Origin of the sequence: Specibacter sp. NPDC057265, from assembly GCF_042668835.1 — a bacterium.
GTDB lineage: Bacteria > Actinomycetota > Actinomycetes > Actinomycetales > Micrococcaceae > Specibacter.
This window is the reverse complement of sequence record NZ_JBHUYE010000032.1, coordinates 1-14,418: the sequence shown is the minus strand read 5'-3', so window position 1 is coordinate 14,418 and position 14,418 is coordinate 1. Positions and strand designations below refer to the sequence as shown.

Annotated in this window: 15 protein-coding genes, 3 tRNA genes and 1 pseudogene; 13 read left to right on the top strand and 6 right to left on the bottom strand. The window is 61.1% G+C overall.

The features are described from left to right. Positions 1-48: 48 nt before the first annotated feature. A complete protein-coding gene (locus ACFUCV_RS14575; protein ID WP_380817004.1) occupies positions 49-1,551 on the bottom strand; it encodes an NlpC/P60 family protein in 1,503 nt (500 codons plus the stop codon). Positions 1,552-1,705: 154 nt separating this feature from the next. Then, positions 1,706-2,113: a metallopeptidase family protein gene (locus tag ACFUCV_RS14570; RefSeq protein ID WP_380816999.1), complete on the bottom strand. Its 408-nt coding sequence runs from the start codon at positions 2,111-2,113 to the stop codon at positions 1,706-1,708. 140 nt (positions 2,114-2,253) lie between these two features. On the opposite strand from ACFUCV_RS14570, the gene ACFUCV_RS14565 reads away from it, so the two are divergent. From ACFUCV_RS14565 to ACFUCV_RS14525, 9 genes and pseudogenes are all read left to right on the top strand, one after another. After that, positions 2,254-2,326, top strand: a tRNA-Glu gene (locus ACFUCV_RS14565). A gap of 88 nt (positions 2,327-2,414) precedes the next feature. Next, a tRNA-Asp gene (locus tag ACFUCV_RS14560) sits at positions 2,415-2,488 on the top strand. Between the two features lie 57 nt (positions 2,489-2,545). Continuing rightward, positions 2,546-2,621: transfer RNA gene (locus tag ACFUCV_RS14555), tRNA-Phe, on the top strand. Between the two features lie 132 nt (positions 2,622-2,753). Then, positions 2,754-3,146 (top strand): annotated as a pseudogene (locus tag ACFUCV_RS14550) (Asp23/Gls24 family envelope stress response protein); the annotation flags it as partial. A 176-nt stretch (positions 3,147-3,322) separates the two neighbouring features. Continuing rightward, positions 3,323-3,514 carry a hypothetical protein gene (locus tag ACFUCV_RS14545; RefSeq protein WP_380816995.1) on the top strand — a complete coding sequence of 64 codons (192 nt, stop codon included), beginning with the start codon at positions 3,323-3,325 and terminating at the stop codon, positions 3,512-3,514. After that, a complete protein-coding gene (locus ACFUCV_RS14540) occupies positions 3,511-3,924 on the top strand; it encodes a hypothetical protein (protein WP_380816992.1) in 414 nt (137 codons plus the stop codon). Before ACFUCV_RS14545 ends, ACFUCV_RS14540 begins: the two co-directional genes overlap by 4 nt. Further along, on the top strand, positions 3,921-4,496 hold the full coding sequence (locus ACFUCV_RS14535) for a hypothetical protein (RefSeq protein WP_380816989.1): 576 nt from the start codon (positions 3,921-3,923) through the stop codon (positions 4,494-4,496). The genes ACFUCV_RS14540 and ACFUCV_RS14535 overlap by 4 nt, the downstream gene beginning before the upstream one ends. Further along, entirely contained in the window at positions 4,493-5,113 is a 621-nt protein-coding gene (locus ACFUCV_RS14530) for a hypothetical protein (protein ID WP_380816987.1), read from the top strand. Before ACFUCV_RS14535 ends, ACFUCV_RS14530 begins: the two co-directional genes overlap by 4 nt. A gap of 67 nt (positions 5,114-5,180) precedes the next feature. Then, the gene (locus ACFUCV_RS14525; protein ID WP_380816985.1) at positions 5,181-5,498 is read left to right on the top strand and encodes a hypothetical protein; all 318 of its coding nucleotides are present in this window, start codon (positions 5,181-5,183) and stop codon (positions 5,496-5,498) included. Between the two features lie 32 nt (positions 5,499-5,530). Here the strand turns inward: ACFUCV_RS14525 and ACFUCV_RS14520 are convergent, their stop codons facing one another. Both ACFUCV_RS14520 and ACFUCV_RS14515 read right to left on the bottom strand, forming a co-directional pair. Continuing rightward, the gene (locus ACFUCV_RS14520; RefSeq protein WP_380816980.1) at positions 5,531-6,373 is read right to left on the bottom strand and encodes a hypothetical protein; all 843 of its coding nucleotides are present in this window, start codon (positions 6,371-6,373) and stop codon (positions 5,531-5,533) included. 3 nt (positions 6,374-6,376) lie between these two features. After that, complete coding sequence (locus ACFUCV_RS14515) at positions 6,377-7,180, bottom strand: exodeoxyribonuclease III (RefSeq protein ID WP_380816976.1); 804 nt, start codon at positions 7,178-7,180, stop codon at positions 6,377-6,379. A 614-nt stretch (positions 7,181-7,794) separates the two neighbouring features. On the opposite strand from ACFUCV_RS14515, the gene ACFUCV_RS14510 reads away from it, so the two are divergent. The 3 genes from ACFUCV_RS14510 to ACFUCV_RS14500 all read left to right on the top strand — a co-directional run bounded on the left by ACFUCV_RS14510 (position 7,795) and on the right by ACFUCV_RS14500 (position 10,876). Further along, positions 7,795-9,057: a glycine betaine/L-proline ABC transporter ATP-binding protein gene (locus ACFUCV_RS14510; protein WP_380817010.1), complete on the top strand. Its 1,263-nt coding sequence runs from the start codon at positions 7,795-7,797 to the stop codon at positions 9,055-9,057. Then, positions 9,057-9,911 (top strand): ABC transporter permease, encoded by an 855-nt coding sequence (locus ACFUCV_RS14505; RefSeq protein ID WP_380816974.1) that lies wholly within the window; start codon positions 9,057-9,059, stop codon positions 9,909-9,911. The genes ACFUCV_RS14510 and ACFUCV_RS14505 overlap by 1 nt, the downstream gene beginning before the upstream one ends. 74 nt (positions 9,912-9,985) lie before the next feature. Beyond that, complete coding sequence (locus ACFUCV_RS14500) at positions 9,986-10,876, top strand: glycine betaine ABC transporter substrate-binding protein (protein ID WP_380816972.1); 891 nt, start codon at positions 9,986-9,988, stop codon at positions 10,874-10,876. A gap of 119 nt (positions 10,877-10,995) precedes the next feature. Here the strand turns inward: ACFUCV_RS14500 and nadE are convergent, their stop codons facing one another. Then, positions 10,996-11,817, bottom strand: coding sequence for an ammonia-dependent NAD(+) synthetase (gene nadE, locus ACFUCV_RS14495; protein ID WP_380816969.1), 822 nt, complete (start codon positions 11,815-11,817; stop codon positions 10,996-10,998). A 1,134-nt stretch (positions 11,818-12,951) separates the two neighbouring features. On the opposite strand from nadE, the gene ACFUCV_RS14490 reads away from it, so the two are divergent. Then, the gene (locus ACFUCV_RS14490) at positions 12,952-13,266 is read left to right on the top strand and encodes a hypothetical protein (protein WP_380816966.1); all 315 of its coding nucleotides are present in this window, start codon (positions 12,952-12,954) and stop codon (positions 13,264-13,266) included. Positions 13,267-13,579: 313 nt separating this feature from the next. Here ACFUCV_RS14490 and ACFUCV_RS14485 read toward each other — a convergent pair whose 3' ends face one another. Further along, the gene (locus tag ACFUCV_RS14485) at positions 13,580-13,960 is read right to left on the bottom strand and encodes a hypothetical protein (protein ID WP_380816964.1); all 381 of its coding nucleotides are present in this window, start codon (positions 13,958-13,960) and stop codon (positions 13,580-13,582) included. Between the last annotated feature and the right edge of the window lie 458 nt (positions 13,961-14,418).

Genomic DNA, 14,418 nt, shown 5'->3' with positions numbered 1-14,418 from the left:
TTGCCGGGCACTGGATCCAGTGCCCGGCAACGGCGGCCATTTTTGCGCTTAGTACCGTGCCGCGTAGGGGTGCAACTTCATGGTGGACATCCAGGACAGGGGGGTGACCTGGATGGGCTGACCGGGATTCAACGCCTGCACCACCTGGTTGTTGCCAATGTAAATGGCAATGTGGCTGAACTGTCCCTGGCCGTTGTCATTGAAGACCAGCAAATCGCCGTAGCGCATCTGTGAGATCGGTACGCGTGTGGGTGCCGCCCAGAACTGGTCCGTGCCCTGCCGTGGCACGCTCTTGCCCGCAGAGGCAAAGGCCTGCTGGACCAGTCCCGAGCAATCAAATGCCACGGGACCATTGCCGCCCCACTGGTAGGGGCCGCCAATCTTGGACATGGCGTACTTGACCATGACGTCAATGTAGTTGCCCGCCGGAGCAGGTGCTGGCGCCGGAGTCGGTGCCGGGGCGGGCTGCTGGGGTGCGGGCGCCGGGGCGGGCTGCTGAGGCGCCGGTGCCGCCGGAGCCGCAGGACGGGCCGGTGCGGGTGCTGCGGGTGCCGCGGGAGCGGCAGGACGGGCCGGTGCGGGTGCTGCGGGCGCCGGTGCCGCCGGAGCGGCAGGACGGGCCGGCGTCGGTGCCGCAGGACGGGCCGGCGCCGCCGGTGCTGCGGCATCATCTTCCACCACGGCAGGACGGGTGGGCGTGGGGGCCGTGTTGGAGGCTGCTATTTGTTCCTGCAGCGCCTCTTCCTGGGCCTTGCGCAGCAACTCATCCACACGGGTGCCCTCCAAGGCCACTGACGTGTTGTGCAACTCGGCGAGCCGCTGCAGCAAAACCCCGCGCTGGGCTTCATTTTCAGCAACAATTGCGGCCTGCGTGTCCGTGGCGTCCTGCGCCTGGGTGCGGGCGGACTCGGCGGCTGCGGCGGCCTCCGCGGCGGCTTTGCCGGCTTCCGCGGCCTGGGCTTCCAAAGCTGCCGAGGTGGCGGCAGCGGATTCCGCAGTATCAAAGGTGTTGGCCCGGTTGGTGCTCAAAGCCATAAGCGTTGAAGCCTGGTACATGGCGTTGTCGGCATCGCTGCTGGCCAGAAATCCCTGCATGCTCAGATCCAGACCACCATTTTTATACAGGCTCCCGGCCAGTTGCCCCACTTGTGCCTTGGCCTTCTTGTGCTCACTGGCTGCCGCCTCGGACAGGGCCTTGGTGGATGCGGCATCAGCCTGGCGCTGTTGGAGTACCTCAAGGGCCTGAATGTAGGAACTGCTGGCGCCGAGGGAAGACAGCGTTGCTGCCTGCAGCCGGTCATTGGCGGAGCCAATGATGGCATCGAGTTCAGCCGACGCCGCGGCCGTGGCAGCCTCGGATTTTTTGGCCTCCGCCACGTCCTGCGCGGAGGGAATGGCGGGACTGAAGGGGCGCAGGGAGAACGGGTGCAACGCCGTCGCGCTTACCGACGGGGCGCCGGGTGCCGCAACGGCGGGTGCCACGAAAGCCGAGGAAGCCACGGCGGCGCAAGCCAAGACGGTGGCGCTGCGAACAAAAAAACGCATACTCATCCATGAGCCTTACTGCAGAGTGTCGGGAACTTGGCACGCACCCCGGATACGTTCAGAGGATCGCGCGCAATAGCACAGTTGTGTTGACACTACGGCGTGCCGTCTGCCTTTGGCAACACGGCAACGGTGGCCGCGTCACGTGCCACCGCCTCAACTAACCCCAGCCGAGCTCGTGGAGGCGTTCGTCACTGATCCCGAAATGATGGGCAATCTCATGGGTTACAGTGACGGCCACTTCGTCAATGACTTCTTCGCGGGTGCTGCACATGGCAAGGATGGGGTTGCGGAAAATGGTGATGCGGTCTGGAAGTGAACCGGATTCCCACCACGAATCACGCTCGGTCAGTGGCGTGCCTTCATAAAGCCCCAGGAGCACGGTGTGGGGATCCTCATCGGGACCGGGAACATGATCGTCGGCAATGAAGATGGCCACATTGTCCATTTGAGCCCGCATTTGTGCCGGGATCTGGGCAATGGCCGCCTGCACCGCACCATCAAATTCAGCTTCCGTCATGGAAAAGGGGCCAAAGATTGGAATGCCAGCCAAGGGATCATCTTGCATGCCTTCAGCCTACTGTTGCCTGTGCAGTCCAGCTGCGCCGCATCCCGTTTTGTGTTCTGAGCAAATAGGCCCTATAGTTTTTTGAGTCCACTTCGAACCAAGGCGCTGGCAACAACGCTGCGGAAAAGAAGCTGGCTTAGGCCCCCATCGTCTAGCGGCCTAGGACACCGCCCTTTCACGGCGGCGGCACGGGTTCGAATCCCGTTGGGGGTACTAGCGGGTTGGTGGTAAAGCGGCTGAAAAAAGCTGGTACGCTATAACTCGTGAAAATCACGCGAAAGTGTGGATGCAACACAAGCAAGGCCCTGTAGCGCAGTTGGTTAGCGCGCCGCCCTGTCACGGCGGAGGTCGCGGGTTCGAGTCCCGTCAGGGTCGCTTTGGTTTTCTTGATTAGTTCAAGAAGATCTGGTGACGATTTTTTCAGATCACCATGGCTCTGTAGCTCAGTTGGTAGAGCGTTCGACTGAAAATCGAAAGGTCACCGGATCGACGCCGGTCGGAGCCACCAGCAAGACCCCCAAGCAATTGGGGGTCTTTTGCATTTTCAGGCCAAAAGCCACTGTTCCTGAACTTCCATCGGCGTTGCCCCTGAACTTTGCCCTGCTTAGGCTTACCGTAGGGGAAACAGAAAGGCGCGTTCATGGATTCGCATAATCAGGCTTTAGACGGTGCCCCCAGCTCCTTGGATCAACCGCAGGGGCGCACGGTCATCACTGAAACGGCTGTCGCCAAGGTGGTGGGCGTGGCTGTCCGCGCAGTTCCAGGTGTGCATGCCGTGGGCTCCGGCACGTCACGGTCCCTGGGAGCCATCCGTGAAGTGGTGGGTGCTGCCGATCTCACCCAGGGTGTGCGGGTGGAGGTGGGGGACTCCCAGGTGGCCGTGGACCTGATCCTGGTGGCCGAGTATGGGTTCCCCCTGCAGACATTGGCCGGCACCGTCCGCGCCGCAGTGTATTCAGCAGTGGAGGAACTGGTGGGTCGCGGGGTGATTGAGGTGAACATTGAGATCACAGATGTTTTCATCCCGGGACCCGAACATGAGAAGTCCCCCTTACGGGGACGCACTTCAGAACGTTTGGGTAAAACGGTCAGGCCTGCAGCCGTGGGCAATGCAACGGCCGTGGCGGCAGCGGAGCCGCTGCTGCCCGGAGCGGAAACCACCGCAACGCTGCTGGAATACAACGACCCCCGGGAAGTAAAGGAACCGTCGTGAATCTCAGCGTGGTCTGTGCGGCCTTTGGCGCGTTTTTGGCATTTATGACCCTGGCCTATGGATTCTGGGGCTTTGTCATCTCAGCGCTTTTCATTGCCGTAGGCGCATTTGTGGGGCGCGCGGCGAGCGGGAAGCTTGACTGGCGTGCTGCCTTGGATGCCCTGACTGGACGGCGCTCCTCATCGTGAGCGAGGTTTTCCGCCCGGCTGGAGCGTCCCTTCAGGCCCCGGTCCCGCCTGGACCTGATGCCGGGCTGGCCGGGCACACCCGCATCAGCACCGAGGCGCTGACCTCGGTGGCAAAGTACGCCGCCGCCCAGGTGCTGTTGGCTCCGCCTGCGCAGGTGCGTGTGCACTTCTCCGATGATTCAGGTGCGTTGGCACTGTCCATTTCCTCGGCCATGGGAGCTCCCTCCCTGCCGGACATACGGCGGAACCCCGCCCGTGTGGAGCAGAGCGGGGGCACGGTGCTGGCCCGGGCCGTGGCGGCCAAGGCTTTAATCATGGGCGAGGTGCAGCGGTTGACAGGTTCGCAGCTGAGTCGCGTGGACATCCGGATTTCCGGCTTGGTCCCCAGCAGCACCGGGAGGGTCCTGTGAGGGGCTTTACCCACCGGGCGCTGCGTCGGGAAACCCATTCCGCGCGCTCGGTCCTCTCCGTTGTTGCAGCAATCCTGGTCAGCGCCGCCGCCGTGTACGCCCTCTTGGAGCTGGTGCTGGCGGCATTGGGGGAGCCCAGCTGGTTGGCGCACCCGCTGGATTCACTGGCTTGGCTTGCTGCGTTGCCTGGCACGCTTTTGCCGTTGCTGCTCATTGCCGGCGGTCTGGTGCTGGCATTGGTGGGCCTGATCTTTTTGGCCCATGGCGTGCTTCCGGGGCGCCGTGCCCGGCACGTCCTCACCCACCCCCGGGTGGCAACAGTGGTGGACGACGAGGTGATTGCCTCGGCTTTGGCCCGTTGTGCCCGCAGGGCTGCCGGGGTGACCCGGGAACAGGTCATGGTGGTGGTTTCGGCACGCATGGTGCAGGTCAACATTCGGCCCACCTCCGGCACCCCCCTTTCAGAGCCCACCATTCAAGCTGCCGTTGAGGCTGAACTGGGGCACATGGTGCTGGCCCCAACGCCTGCCGTCACCGTGAAACTGGCAGCGAATGGGGTGGTTGGCGTATGAATGGCACACCCCGCGGCCTCAATAGATTTTTGCTCTCCCTTGTGGGCCTTGTGCTCCTTGGCGTCGGTGCGGGGCTCGTTGCGGTGGCAGCCCTGCCGGCCGTGTCCCGGTGGTGGCAGGCCTACGCCCAGGCCCAGCTGGACTGGCTGCGGCGGGAGGTGGAAAGCTCCGAGGTGCTTCCCACCGGTGAAAGCTGGATTTGGGTTGCCGGGGCCGTGCTGTGCCTTTTAGTGGTCATTGCCATGGTGGGCTGGATTGCCGGTCAGGGCAGAGGACGTGCCAGCACCTTGCTGGAACTGCCGGCCAATCCGGACGACGGCAGTGCCGCCGGAACCGTTGGCTTTAGTTGTGCCGTGGCTGAGCAGGCGCTTAAAAGCGCGCTCATGGAACGCACCGATCTATTGGGTGTGAGCGTGGCCAGTTACGACATGGCCCACCAGACAGCCCTGAAGGTGCGCGTCATTGCCCGCCAAGGGGTGGCCCCGCAGCAAATTGTCCAAGAAGTCGGTGAGTTGGTGACTTCCCTGGACCAGCTCTTGGGAATTGAGGTTCCCGTGTTGCTCAGCATCAGCGCCGGGGCCAGGTCGAGGTTCACCAAAGCCGAGCGCGTCCGCTAGTCTTTCGATTTAGCACGCAGGCCACAGGAATGGCCTTGATCCGCAGCAACGCATGATGGAGGGCACCATGACTGGGAACAACTCTGAGCCAGCTCAGAAAAATGCAGGCGACACAGGGGAGGAACCCTTGGACAAGGCGCGGGAATTTGCCGCCGAAGCCGCGGAGAAGGCAAAAGTGGCAGCCGCCGAAGCTGCGGAGAAGGCAAAAGTGGTTGCTGCCGAGGTTGCAGAAAAAGCGAAGGGATTTGCCGACGGCGCCGGTGGCAATTTCAGGGAGATCGGCGGGGAAGCTGCGGAAAACGCCAAGGAATTTGCCGGCGAAGCCGTGGAGCACGCCAAGGTCCTGGGGTCCAAGCTTGCGGGCCTGCTGAAGCGCGGGAAATAGCAGGGGAACGCTTGGCGGACCTGCCGGACGGCTCAGCTGGCGTTGGCGAGTTGCCTGATTGGCATCCACCGCCTGGCAAGTCTCTGGTAGGCGGCCGCTGCCCCGGTGAGGTCGCCCTCGGCAAGACACTGCAAACCCATGTGGACGTCGGCGGGGGAGTCGTCCGGGTGCACCCGCTGGGCCACGGAGCCGTAGTCGAGTTCCACCATGCCCTCCCCGTCGAAGCCGGCCAACCAGGAGCTGAGGTCCTGGAGCTCGGTAAACAAGTCCAGATCCGGCGCCATGTTGGCCAGCAGCAGCAACATCCGCTCCGCCCTGTCAGCCGCCACTGACAGGGGCACTTGAATGCGCACCGTCAGCACCCGGCCATTGGATTCCACCACTTCCATGCGGTCATCGGCATAAATTAAGATAAACCAGCTAAAAGGAACACCCCAGCTGGAGGTGCGGGTTTGCAGGGGCAATTCCAGCAACGCCGAGCCGGTGGCCGCTTCCAGATCCGCCGCCCACTTCTCTTCCGGGAGAATCAAGGTGGCCAGCTCCTCCATGGAGCCCGTCAGCAGCTCTGCGGCCCCTGCAATGGAGCGCGCCACCAATTGGTTTGGCGCGTACAGCGTCGGATCCCCTTCAGCCAGCTGCAGCACCCGCACCCGGTCTCCAGCCGCCGTCGGCAATAAATGCGCAGAGCTCCCGCCCACCCGGCGCAGGGAATCGGCCAGTTCGGCGACATCAACGCTCACCGCGTTCTGCTGCGGGTCCAGCTTCGCGGCCAGGTAGCTGAATTCGGAATCGGTGTAGGCCTCGCGGGGCAGGTATACGCGCAGGGTGGACAGGAAGGGCAGCTGCACCCCACCCAAATACAACCCCGGGTGCATGGCCTAGTCCAGTTCCACAATGACGGGGGCGTGGTCCGAGGCACCCTTGCCCTTGCGTTCCTCCCGGTCAATGGAGGCGCCGGTGACGCGCGCAGCGAGGGCGGGGGAGGCCATCACAAAGTCAATGCGCATGCCTTCCTTTTTAGGGAAGCGCAGCTGGGTGTAGTCCCAGTAGGTGTAGACGCCGGGGCCGGGGTGGAGGGGACGGACGACGTCGGCAAAACCTGCCGCTTCGAACGCCGCGAACGCTGCCCGTTCGGGTTCGCTCACGTGGGTCAGGCCTTGGGTGCGGAAGAGCTCAATGTCCCAGACGTCCTCGTCCTGCGGGGCAATGTTCCAGTCCCCCATGAGGGCAATCTGGGCGTGGGGATCGCTTGCAAGCCAAGCGGTGGCCTGGTTCTTCAGCTCATCGAGCCACTGGAGCTTGTAGGGCATGTGCTCATCCGTCAGGGCACGGCCGTTGGGCACGTACAGGCTCCAAATGCGCACGCCATTGCAGGTGGCGGCAATGGCGCGGGCCTCCTGCACGGGATCCTTGCCGCCCTTGCCGAACGCCGGCTGCCCGGCAAAGGTGCGTTGGACATCCTCCAGACCCACCCGGGAGGCAATGGCCACCCCGTTCCACTGGCTCAAACCAAAATGTGCCACCTCGTAGCCATTGTTTTCAAACAACTCCCACGGGAAGTTCTCGTCCTTGCATTTGGTTTCCTGAATGGCCAAAACATCAGCGTCGGTGCGGCGCAGCCACAGCTCCACACGATCGGCACGGGCACGCAGCGAGTTCACATTCCAGGTAGCTATCTTCACGTATCCACGCTATCAACTAAACGTCACCGGCGGACGGGGGAACCGCCCGTCCGGCTGGGGCGCATGTGAGGATAATCACTGCGGCCAGCTCCGCGCCCCGGCCAGGAAGTGGTGTTGGGTTGCAAAACAGTAACGCCTCCTTTGCCGCCAGTGCTCTGTCGGATGGGGGGACTTCCGGAGCCTGGAGGGACCGGAACGGGGAAATATCCGCTGGTAGCGAAACCCTGTTTGTTAGCGTGGAGGCGAACCAGTAGACCAATAAAGCTGCGGGCAACTGCTGCGAAGCGATAGCGTGGATGGCAAAAATCCAGGTATCCACCGCAGCAGCCTGAGCAGGGCCGCCGAACTTGCGGCGGGACACCCTCCCGCTTCCTTCCCCTCGTGGAACCGCTTTCCTTGTATGTCCCGGCCTGGACGTGCGGTGAACCGAAGAGTTTGACGCGCCCATCACGCCCGCACCACGATGACACCAATCGCGGCGGTTCTGCGTCCGGCGGCCACCAGCTGCTGGGCGCAAACACCCCCGCGTAGATGGGTATTACGTGTACGAATCCACACCAGAATCAACGAGCACCGATGCGCCGGACATCAGCGCCGCCGACCCCGGCATTGCCTTGAGCGTGCAGAATGTCTATAAGGTCTTCGGCAAGCGCCCCGCCGAGGTGGTCAAACGCCTCAAGGGTGGCAGGAAGCGCGAGGAATTGACCGCGCTGGGCACCGCCGCCGTCATCGATGCCTCCTTTGACGTCAAAAAAGGCGAGATTTTTGTTGTCATGGGCCTTTCCGGCTCGGGCAAGTCCACATTGATCCGCACCTTGAACGGCCTGTGGGCGCCCACCCAAGGCTCGGTGATCATTGGCGGGACCGACATTTCAACTGTCAGCGACAAGGAACTGCGGCAGGTCCGCCAACAAAAGATCTCCATGGTCTTTCAGCACTTCGCCCTGATGCCGCACCGCACAGTGCTGGAGAACGCCGCCTACGCCCTTGAAGTGCAGGGGGTTCCCAAAGGCGAACGCCTGGCCCGCGCCGAAAAGGTCCTCTCCCTGGTGGGCCTGGAAGGTTGGGGCGCAAAGTACCCCGGCGAGCTCTCCGGCGGCATGCAGCAGCGCGTGGGCCTGGCCCGCGCGCTGTGCGCCGAGACTGACATCCTGCTCATGGATGAGGCATTCTCGGCCCTGGACCCGCTGATCCGCCGTGAAATGCAGGAACAGCTGGTGCTGTTGCAATCCGAACTGGGCAAGACCATCGTCTTCATCACCCATGATCTTAATGAGGCCATGTTCCTGGGGGACCGCATTGCTGTGATGCGGGACGGGGAAATCGTCCAAATCGGAACACCGGATGAGATCCTCACCAGCCCGGCCAATGACTACGTGGCCCAATTCGTTCAGGATGTGGACCGCACCCGTGTCCTTACTGCCGGGGGCGTCATGGAACCTCCACTGGCAGTGGTCAACCTCTCCAGTGGTCCCCGCAATGCCTTGCGCACCATGCGGGACCTGCAGGTCTCCGCCGCCTTCGTGGTGGACCGCCGCCGCAACTATCTGGGTACCGTCCGCGACCGTGACGTCATGAAGCAGGTGGAGGCGCACAGCTCCGAACTGGGCTCGATCATCCGCAACAGCATTGAGCCGGTCAGTCCGGACACCGCCTTGAATGATCTTTTTGGCCGTGCCGTGGAAAGCCCCATTCCCCTGCCCGTGGTGGACGACGCCGGCCGGCTCGTGGGTGCCTTGCCGAGGGTGACGCTTTTGGCCGCCTTGGGCAACGTGCCGTCCACGACGGGTGAATTCCCCATGGTGGATACGGCCGCCGCCCCCATCCCAGAACAAGTTGTCACCGCCGCACTGGCGATGACCGAAGGAGACGCATAGTGGAACCGAATTTTAGGATCCCGCTGGGCGACTGGGTGGAAGTCGGGCTTGACTGGCTTACGACCACCCTCGATGGCGTCTTCGCATTTATCCGGGCCATCTTTGTGGGCGCCTACGACAGCCTTGACTGGTTGCTGACCGCTCCGCCCTACTGGCTGGTCATCCTCGTGTTTGCCGCCATTGCCTGGTGGGCGAGTGGTTGGAAGCTGGGCATCGGCACCCTGGCGGGCTTCGCGGTCATAGTCGGCGTGAATCAATGGGAAAACGCCATGCACTCCCTGGCGCTGGTGGCAATTGGCACCATTGTTGCCGTGGTCATCAGCTTGCCGCTGGGTATTTGGGCGGCAGCTTCGGACCGTGCCTCCTCCATTATCAGGCCCGTTTTGGACTTCATGCAGACCATGCCGGCCATGGTGTACCTGATCCCGGCCTTGGTCATGTTCCGGGTGGGGGTGGTCCCGGGGATCATTGCAACCATCATCTTCGCCATGGCACCGGGGGTGCGTTTCACCGAGCTGGGCATCCGTGGCGTGGACAAGGAAGTGGTGGAGGCTGGGCACGCCTTTGGCTCTAGCCCCGGCCGCATCCTGCGCCAGATCCAGCTGCCCCTGGCACGGCCCACCATTATGGCCGGGATCAATCAGGTGATCATGCTGGCATTGTCCATGGTGGTCATTGCCGGAATGGTTGGAGCGCCCGGCCTGGGCTCCGAAATTGTCCAGGCCCTGAGCCGCATTGACGCCGGGCAGGGCTTTGAAGCGGGCATCGCCGTGGTCATCGTGGCGATCTTCCTTGACCGGGTCACGGCAAGCTTTGGCACCAATTCAACCGGCAAGGCCGGAAAGCACGCTTAGCGGCGTTCTTCGCAAATTTCACCAACCAATCGCGGCAGCCAAGTTTTCGGCGCTGCCAATGAAAGGAATGCACCATGAAGAGGAAATATTTGGGTGCCGTTGCCATGGCAGCGACCCTGGCACTGGGACTGACGGCCTGTGGATCAGGTTCTGAAGCTGCAACAGTCGAGAACGGTGACAAGCAGGACCTGTCCATTGCCGTGTTCAACGGTTGGGACGAGGCCGTTGCCGCCTCCGAATTGTGGAAGGCGATTCTGGATGAAAAGGGCTACAACGTCAAGCTCAACTACGCTGACGCGGCACCTGTCTATTCCGGCTTGTCAACAGGCGACTACGACGTTTCCCTTGACACTTGGCTGCCCATCACGCACAAGACCTACATCGACCAGTACGGTGAGAAGCTGGTGGACCTGGGTGCGTGGAACGACGACGCCAAGCTGACCATTGCCGTCAACGCCGACGCCCCCATTGATTCCCTGGAGGAACTGGCCGCCAACGCCGACAAGTTCGGCAACAAGATCATCGGCATCGAGCCCGGCGCAGGACTGACCGAGGCCACCACGAACGAGGTCATCCCCGGCTACGGCCTGGAAAAGATGGAATACATCACCTCCTCCACTCCCGCCATGCTCTCGGAGCTGAAGACGGCCACGTCAAAGGGTGAGAACATCGCCGTCACCCTTTGGCGCCCGCACTGGGCCTATGACGCCTTCCCCGTCAAGGACCTGAAGGACCCCCAGGGCACCTTGGGCGAGGCTGAAGGCATCCACAGCTTCTCCCGTCTCGGTTTTGACAAGGACTACCCGGCACTTGACGGTTGGCTGAAGAACTTCAAGATGGATTCAGACACCCTGTACTCGTTGGAAAACGCCCTGTTCAATGGTGAAACGACCGACGACTACACCGAAATTGTGAAGACGTGGATGGGTGAGAACCAGGAATACGTGGACTCCCTGACTTCCTAGCCGTTCCGGCGGGGCACGGCAGGGGTGCGGAACAACCACGTCCTGCGGCTCAACGGTCTTCTCCGACGGCGGGAGGCCGCCCTTGCTTCAAGGGCGGCCTCCCGCCGTCGGCCTTTAAATTATTTCCACCAGGAATCAAGCAGTGACACCGGCACTGTACGTTTGTGGCGGCTCTGCAGGAAGCGGCGTTCAATGGCCTCGGCGGCGGAATCCGCCACATCCCTGCCTTCCAGGTAGTCATCGATCTGCTCGTAACTGATGCCCAGCTCATCCTCGTCGGTGCGTCCGGGCACACCGTCCAGCAGATCCGCCGTGGGTGCCTTTGCCCACAGCTGTTCGGGCGCGCCCAGGTGCTGCAGCAGCTGCCGGTTCTGGCGTTTGTTCAAGGTGAACAGGGGCAGGATGTCCGCGCCGCCGTCGCCGTACTTGGTGAAGAAGCCGGTGACGGATTCGGCTGCATGGTCGGTGCCGATGACCAGCAGCTGGTCCTGCCCGGCCAGGGCGTATTGGGCGATCATGCGGCTGCGGGCTTTGATGTTGCCCTTGTTGAAATCCGTCACTGGGGTTGTGGCGGTCTTGGCGAATTCCGCCTCAAATCCATCCACAGCCGGGGCAATGTTGAACGACCATTCCGTCTTGGCATTGATGAACGCCATGGCGGCCTGTGCGTCCGCCTCGTCGTGTTGCACGCCGTAGGGGAGCCGGACGGCAATGAAGTTGGCGTCCACACCCTCGGCCGCAAGCTCCTCCACTGCCAGCTGGGCCAAACGGCCCGCCAAGGTGGAGTCCAAGCCACCGCTGATTCCCAGGACAAAGCCTTTGGTGCCGGTGGCTTTAAGGTAGTCCTTTAAAAACGTCACCCGCCGTGTCACCTCGGCCGCCGGATCAATCTGGGGTTGGACACCAAATTCTGCAATGATCTTTGCCTGTAGTTCTCGCATGCTTCCCAGCCTAGCGCCGGGGTGCTTGAAATGGGCGGCTTTTTTTACTGACGGTTTTGAAGCTCTTATTTTCCCTCCTTGGCTTAAGGGGGCCGGTTTGGCTCAAGGGGGGCAGGTGGACAGCAGGCGGACACCGCGCGGGACGGGCACATAAAAATGGTGTGTTTTTTGGACCGGAGGGAAGGGGCACGGCGGCGGGGCGGTAAGGAATTGCACCCCCCGCCACGGAGGGTGCAAGGTGGCTAGAGGCTGGGGACCGTCATTTGGAATCCACACCCGCACCGCAGAACCGCGATCGGAGCCTTCATGCCAGGAGCATCCAGCAGGTCCTCGCCTGCCAGTTGGAGGCGGCCGCGGCTCATTGGTTCCCCGCAATGGATGTAGTGCCGTCCAAACTGCAGTATGTTGCTGCCACTATTACTCGCGAGCAAAAGTTTGGCCACGCTTTCCACCCGGGCTTCATGCGCAAAAAACGCCTCACAACCACCACAGCTGTATTCAACTGACACCGCGCCGACGCTTTGGCTGTCAGCTGCTTGGATGGACTCAACGGTCAGGTGCCTGTTCGTGTGGCAGTTGGTGCAGCTGAGGGAATCGTCCTGAAAGTCGGGAAATTCGCTGGTGCAGTGACTGGACTGATCTATCGACATTGAAAGTCTCCTTGACAACACTGGGCAGAAATCGTCGCACCAGGCCGCGATCAATCCACAGGATTTGTGGCAAGAAAAACGGCCCAAGCGGACTCGGGGTGTCAAAACACCCTTGCCTTTTGCTTAGGCCGGAATTAGGAATGCATCAAAGGCAAATGCTAGTTGTGTCTGCGTTGCCTGTCCACCGCACACCGCCCGCACCAACTTGAACGGCTCAAACGGGCCTTTGAGAAAAATCAGACTGCCCTGAATTGGACCAAGGCATCAGCCCAATCAACCATTGACATGGCGGAGAAGAAACTGCCGGCGTGCCAGGCCGCGATCCCCACCGTCCAACCCACCAACGGCGAATCCTTCACCATGGCCTTCGACAACAAAACCGTGGACACCCGCGCAGACGCCGTAGCCGGCATCTACGACTGGATCAAAAAACAACACCCCCGCCTACGGCAACTTCGCCAACCGACACCACGACTACGGCACCATGGCCACCTTCGGTGGGCAGGGACTTGTGGTGTCCAACGCCGTCAACCAATCCCGCCTCGGCTCCTACCAAGACCTCATCATCCAAGTGAAAGATCTGCCAGACACCTTAACCGTCCTCAGCCACCAGGAAATCCTGGAAGCCGGCACAGGAGTCGAAGTGGACTTCCAGCTCGGCAAGCCCTTCAAATACGAAGACAAGTTGGTTCAAGCCCGCGAAAAAGCATGGAACTCGACGCCAAACTCAAAGCTTCCATTGAACCTAAGCCTGCAGTGCAGAATGAGACGGTTGCGGAACAAGGAAAAGTGGTGCTAACTCTCAAAACCTGGTCACAAAGCTTTGACGTCGATTCCAAGCAGTCGAGCTCAAAATCACCCGAAATCAAAGCCCGCAGACCGCAGAACAACAAGCCAAGAAGCTGCTGCTTCAAAGGCAACTCGCTCAACACCCCGCAGATAAACGTCCCATAGAAATAGACCATGACCTGGGCTAACAATGCGCTCAACTCATGAAATGAAGAAGTGGCCAACCCTTTGAAATCTGGTTGGCCACTTTTTCATTTTCCTGATGAGATCGCAACAACATCAGGCGAGCTTTCCAGAGCTCATCTGCCGGGCTTACCGCGCAACTACCGGCGCGCTTGCCCAATAAGGTTTTGGATGTAAGCCACGCGATTGAAGACATCAGCGCGTTGAAGGGCATTGCCCACAGGAACCTGCTCCGTGTATGACTGAGCGCCTGCTTGGATATGTACAGCCACGTAACCACTGGTGCGAGTTTCGCGCGCCAAAAGGAAAAGCAGGCTTAGAAAGAAGAACCAGATAAAAAGAATCACCATGACAATGGCCCACCCGGGGGTATGGGTGGTGGTTGATGTTTGGTCAACAGTAGTCACATTCACCTCCGCCAAGGGCCAAGAGCCGGCAGGAGTAATGATTCGCTTTTCCGTCACTTGTACGTTGCCAATGTTGACCAAGGGCTGAGCAAAGTTGTCAGGAAAGTTGGGCACGAGAGTCATACTTAGCGACTCTAGCAGCGCCCTCGGACGCGTGTTCGCCGTGTCAGTGCATATCCCATGTCCATCCATGCACCGTAGCGAAAGTTTCAGCTGCACGCGGCCAGCTGCAGCGACTTTTGGCACTAACTTGTGGGACGGTCATATTACGCGGAATCCCGACATGTTTCACAAGCGGCAGTGTCCCAGTGGGGGGGGTGTCCCAGTTCCTTAGAAATGAGACTTGACCAGTCGACAAGTTCGTCATCGTTTCACGAGCACCCGTTCATCAACTGTAGAAGTCAACAAGGTCGTGGGCATAGCACCAACATGCTAACTGCTAGTGTGCCGGTTTTTGTTAATTCTTCTAACACCTAACCCGGAGATTTCATGGGGGTGGGGCTGTGGCGGCGTGTTAAAGAGATGAAAGGGTGCTCTTTGCTGGGAAAATAGAGGTGTCTAAGCCATATTTT

What these genes read in the sequence shown, in the direction of transcription:
- ACFUCV_RS14500 (WP_380816972.1), top strand. Translation starts at nt 9,986, where the DNA reads ATGAAGAGGAAATATTTGGGTGCCGTTGCCATGGCAGCGACCCTGGCA.
- ACFUCV_RS14520 (WP_380816980.1), bottom strand. Translation starts at nt 6,373, where the DNA reads ATGCACCCGGGGTTGTATTTGGGTGGGGTGCAGCTGCCCTTCCTGTCC.
- ACFUCV_RS14490 (WP_380816966.1), top strand. Translation starts at nt 12,952, where the DNA reads ATGGCCACCTTCGGTGGGCAGGGACTTGTGGTGTCCAACGCCGTCAAC.
- ACFUCV_RS14570 (WP_380816999.1), bottom strand. Translation starts at nt 2,113, where the DNA reads ATGCAAGATGATCCCTTGGCTGGCATTCCAATCTTTGGCCCCTTTTCC.
- ACFUCV_RS14575 (WP_380817004.1), bottom strand. Translation starts at nt 1,551, where the DNA reads ATGAGTATGCGTTTTTTTGTTCGCAGCGCCACCGTCTTGGCTTGCGCC.
- ACFUCV_RS14525 (WP_380816985.1), top strand. Translation starts at nt 5,181, where the DNA reads ATGACTGGGAACAACTCTGAGCCAGCTCAGAAAAATGCAGGCGACACA.
- ACFUCV_RS14530 (WP_380816987.1), top strand. Translation starts at nt 4,493, where the DNA reads ATGAATGGCACACCCCGCGGCCTCAATAGATTTTTGCTCTCCCTTGTG.
- nadE (WP_380816969.1), bottom strand. Translation starts at nt 11,817, where the DNA reads ATGCGAGAACTACAGGCAAAGATCATTGCAGAATTTGGTGTCCAACCC.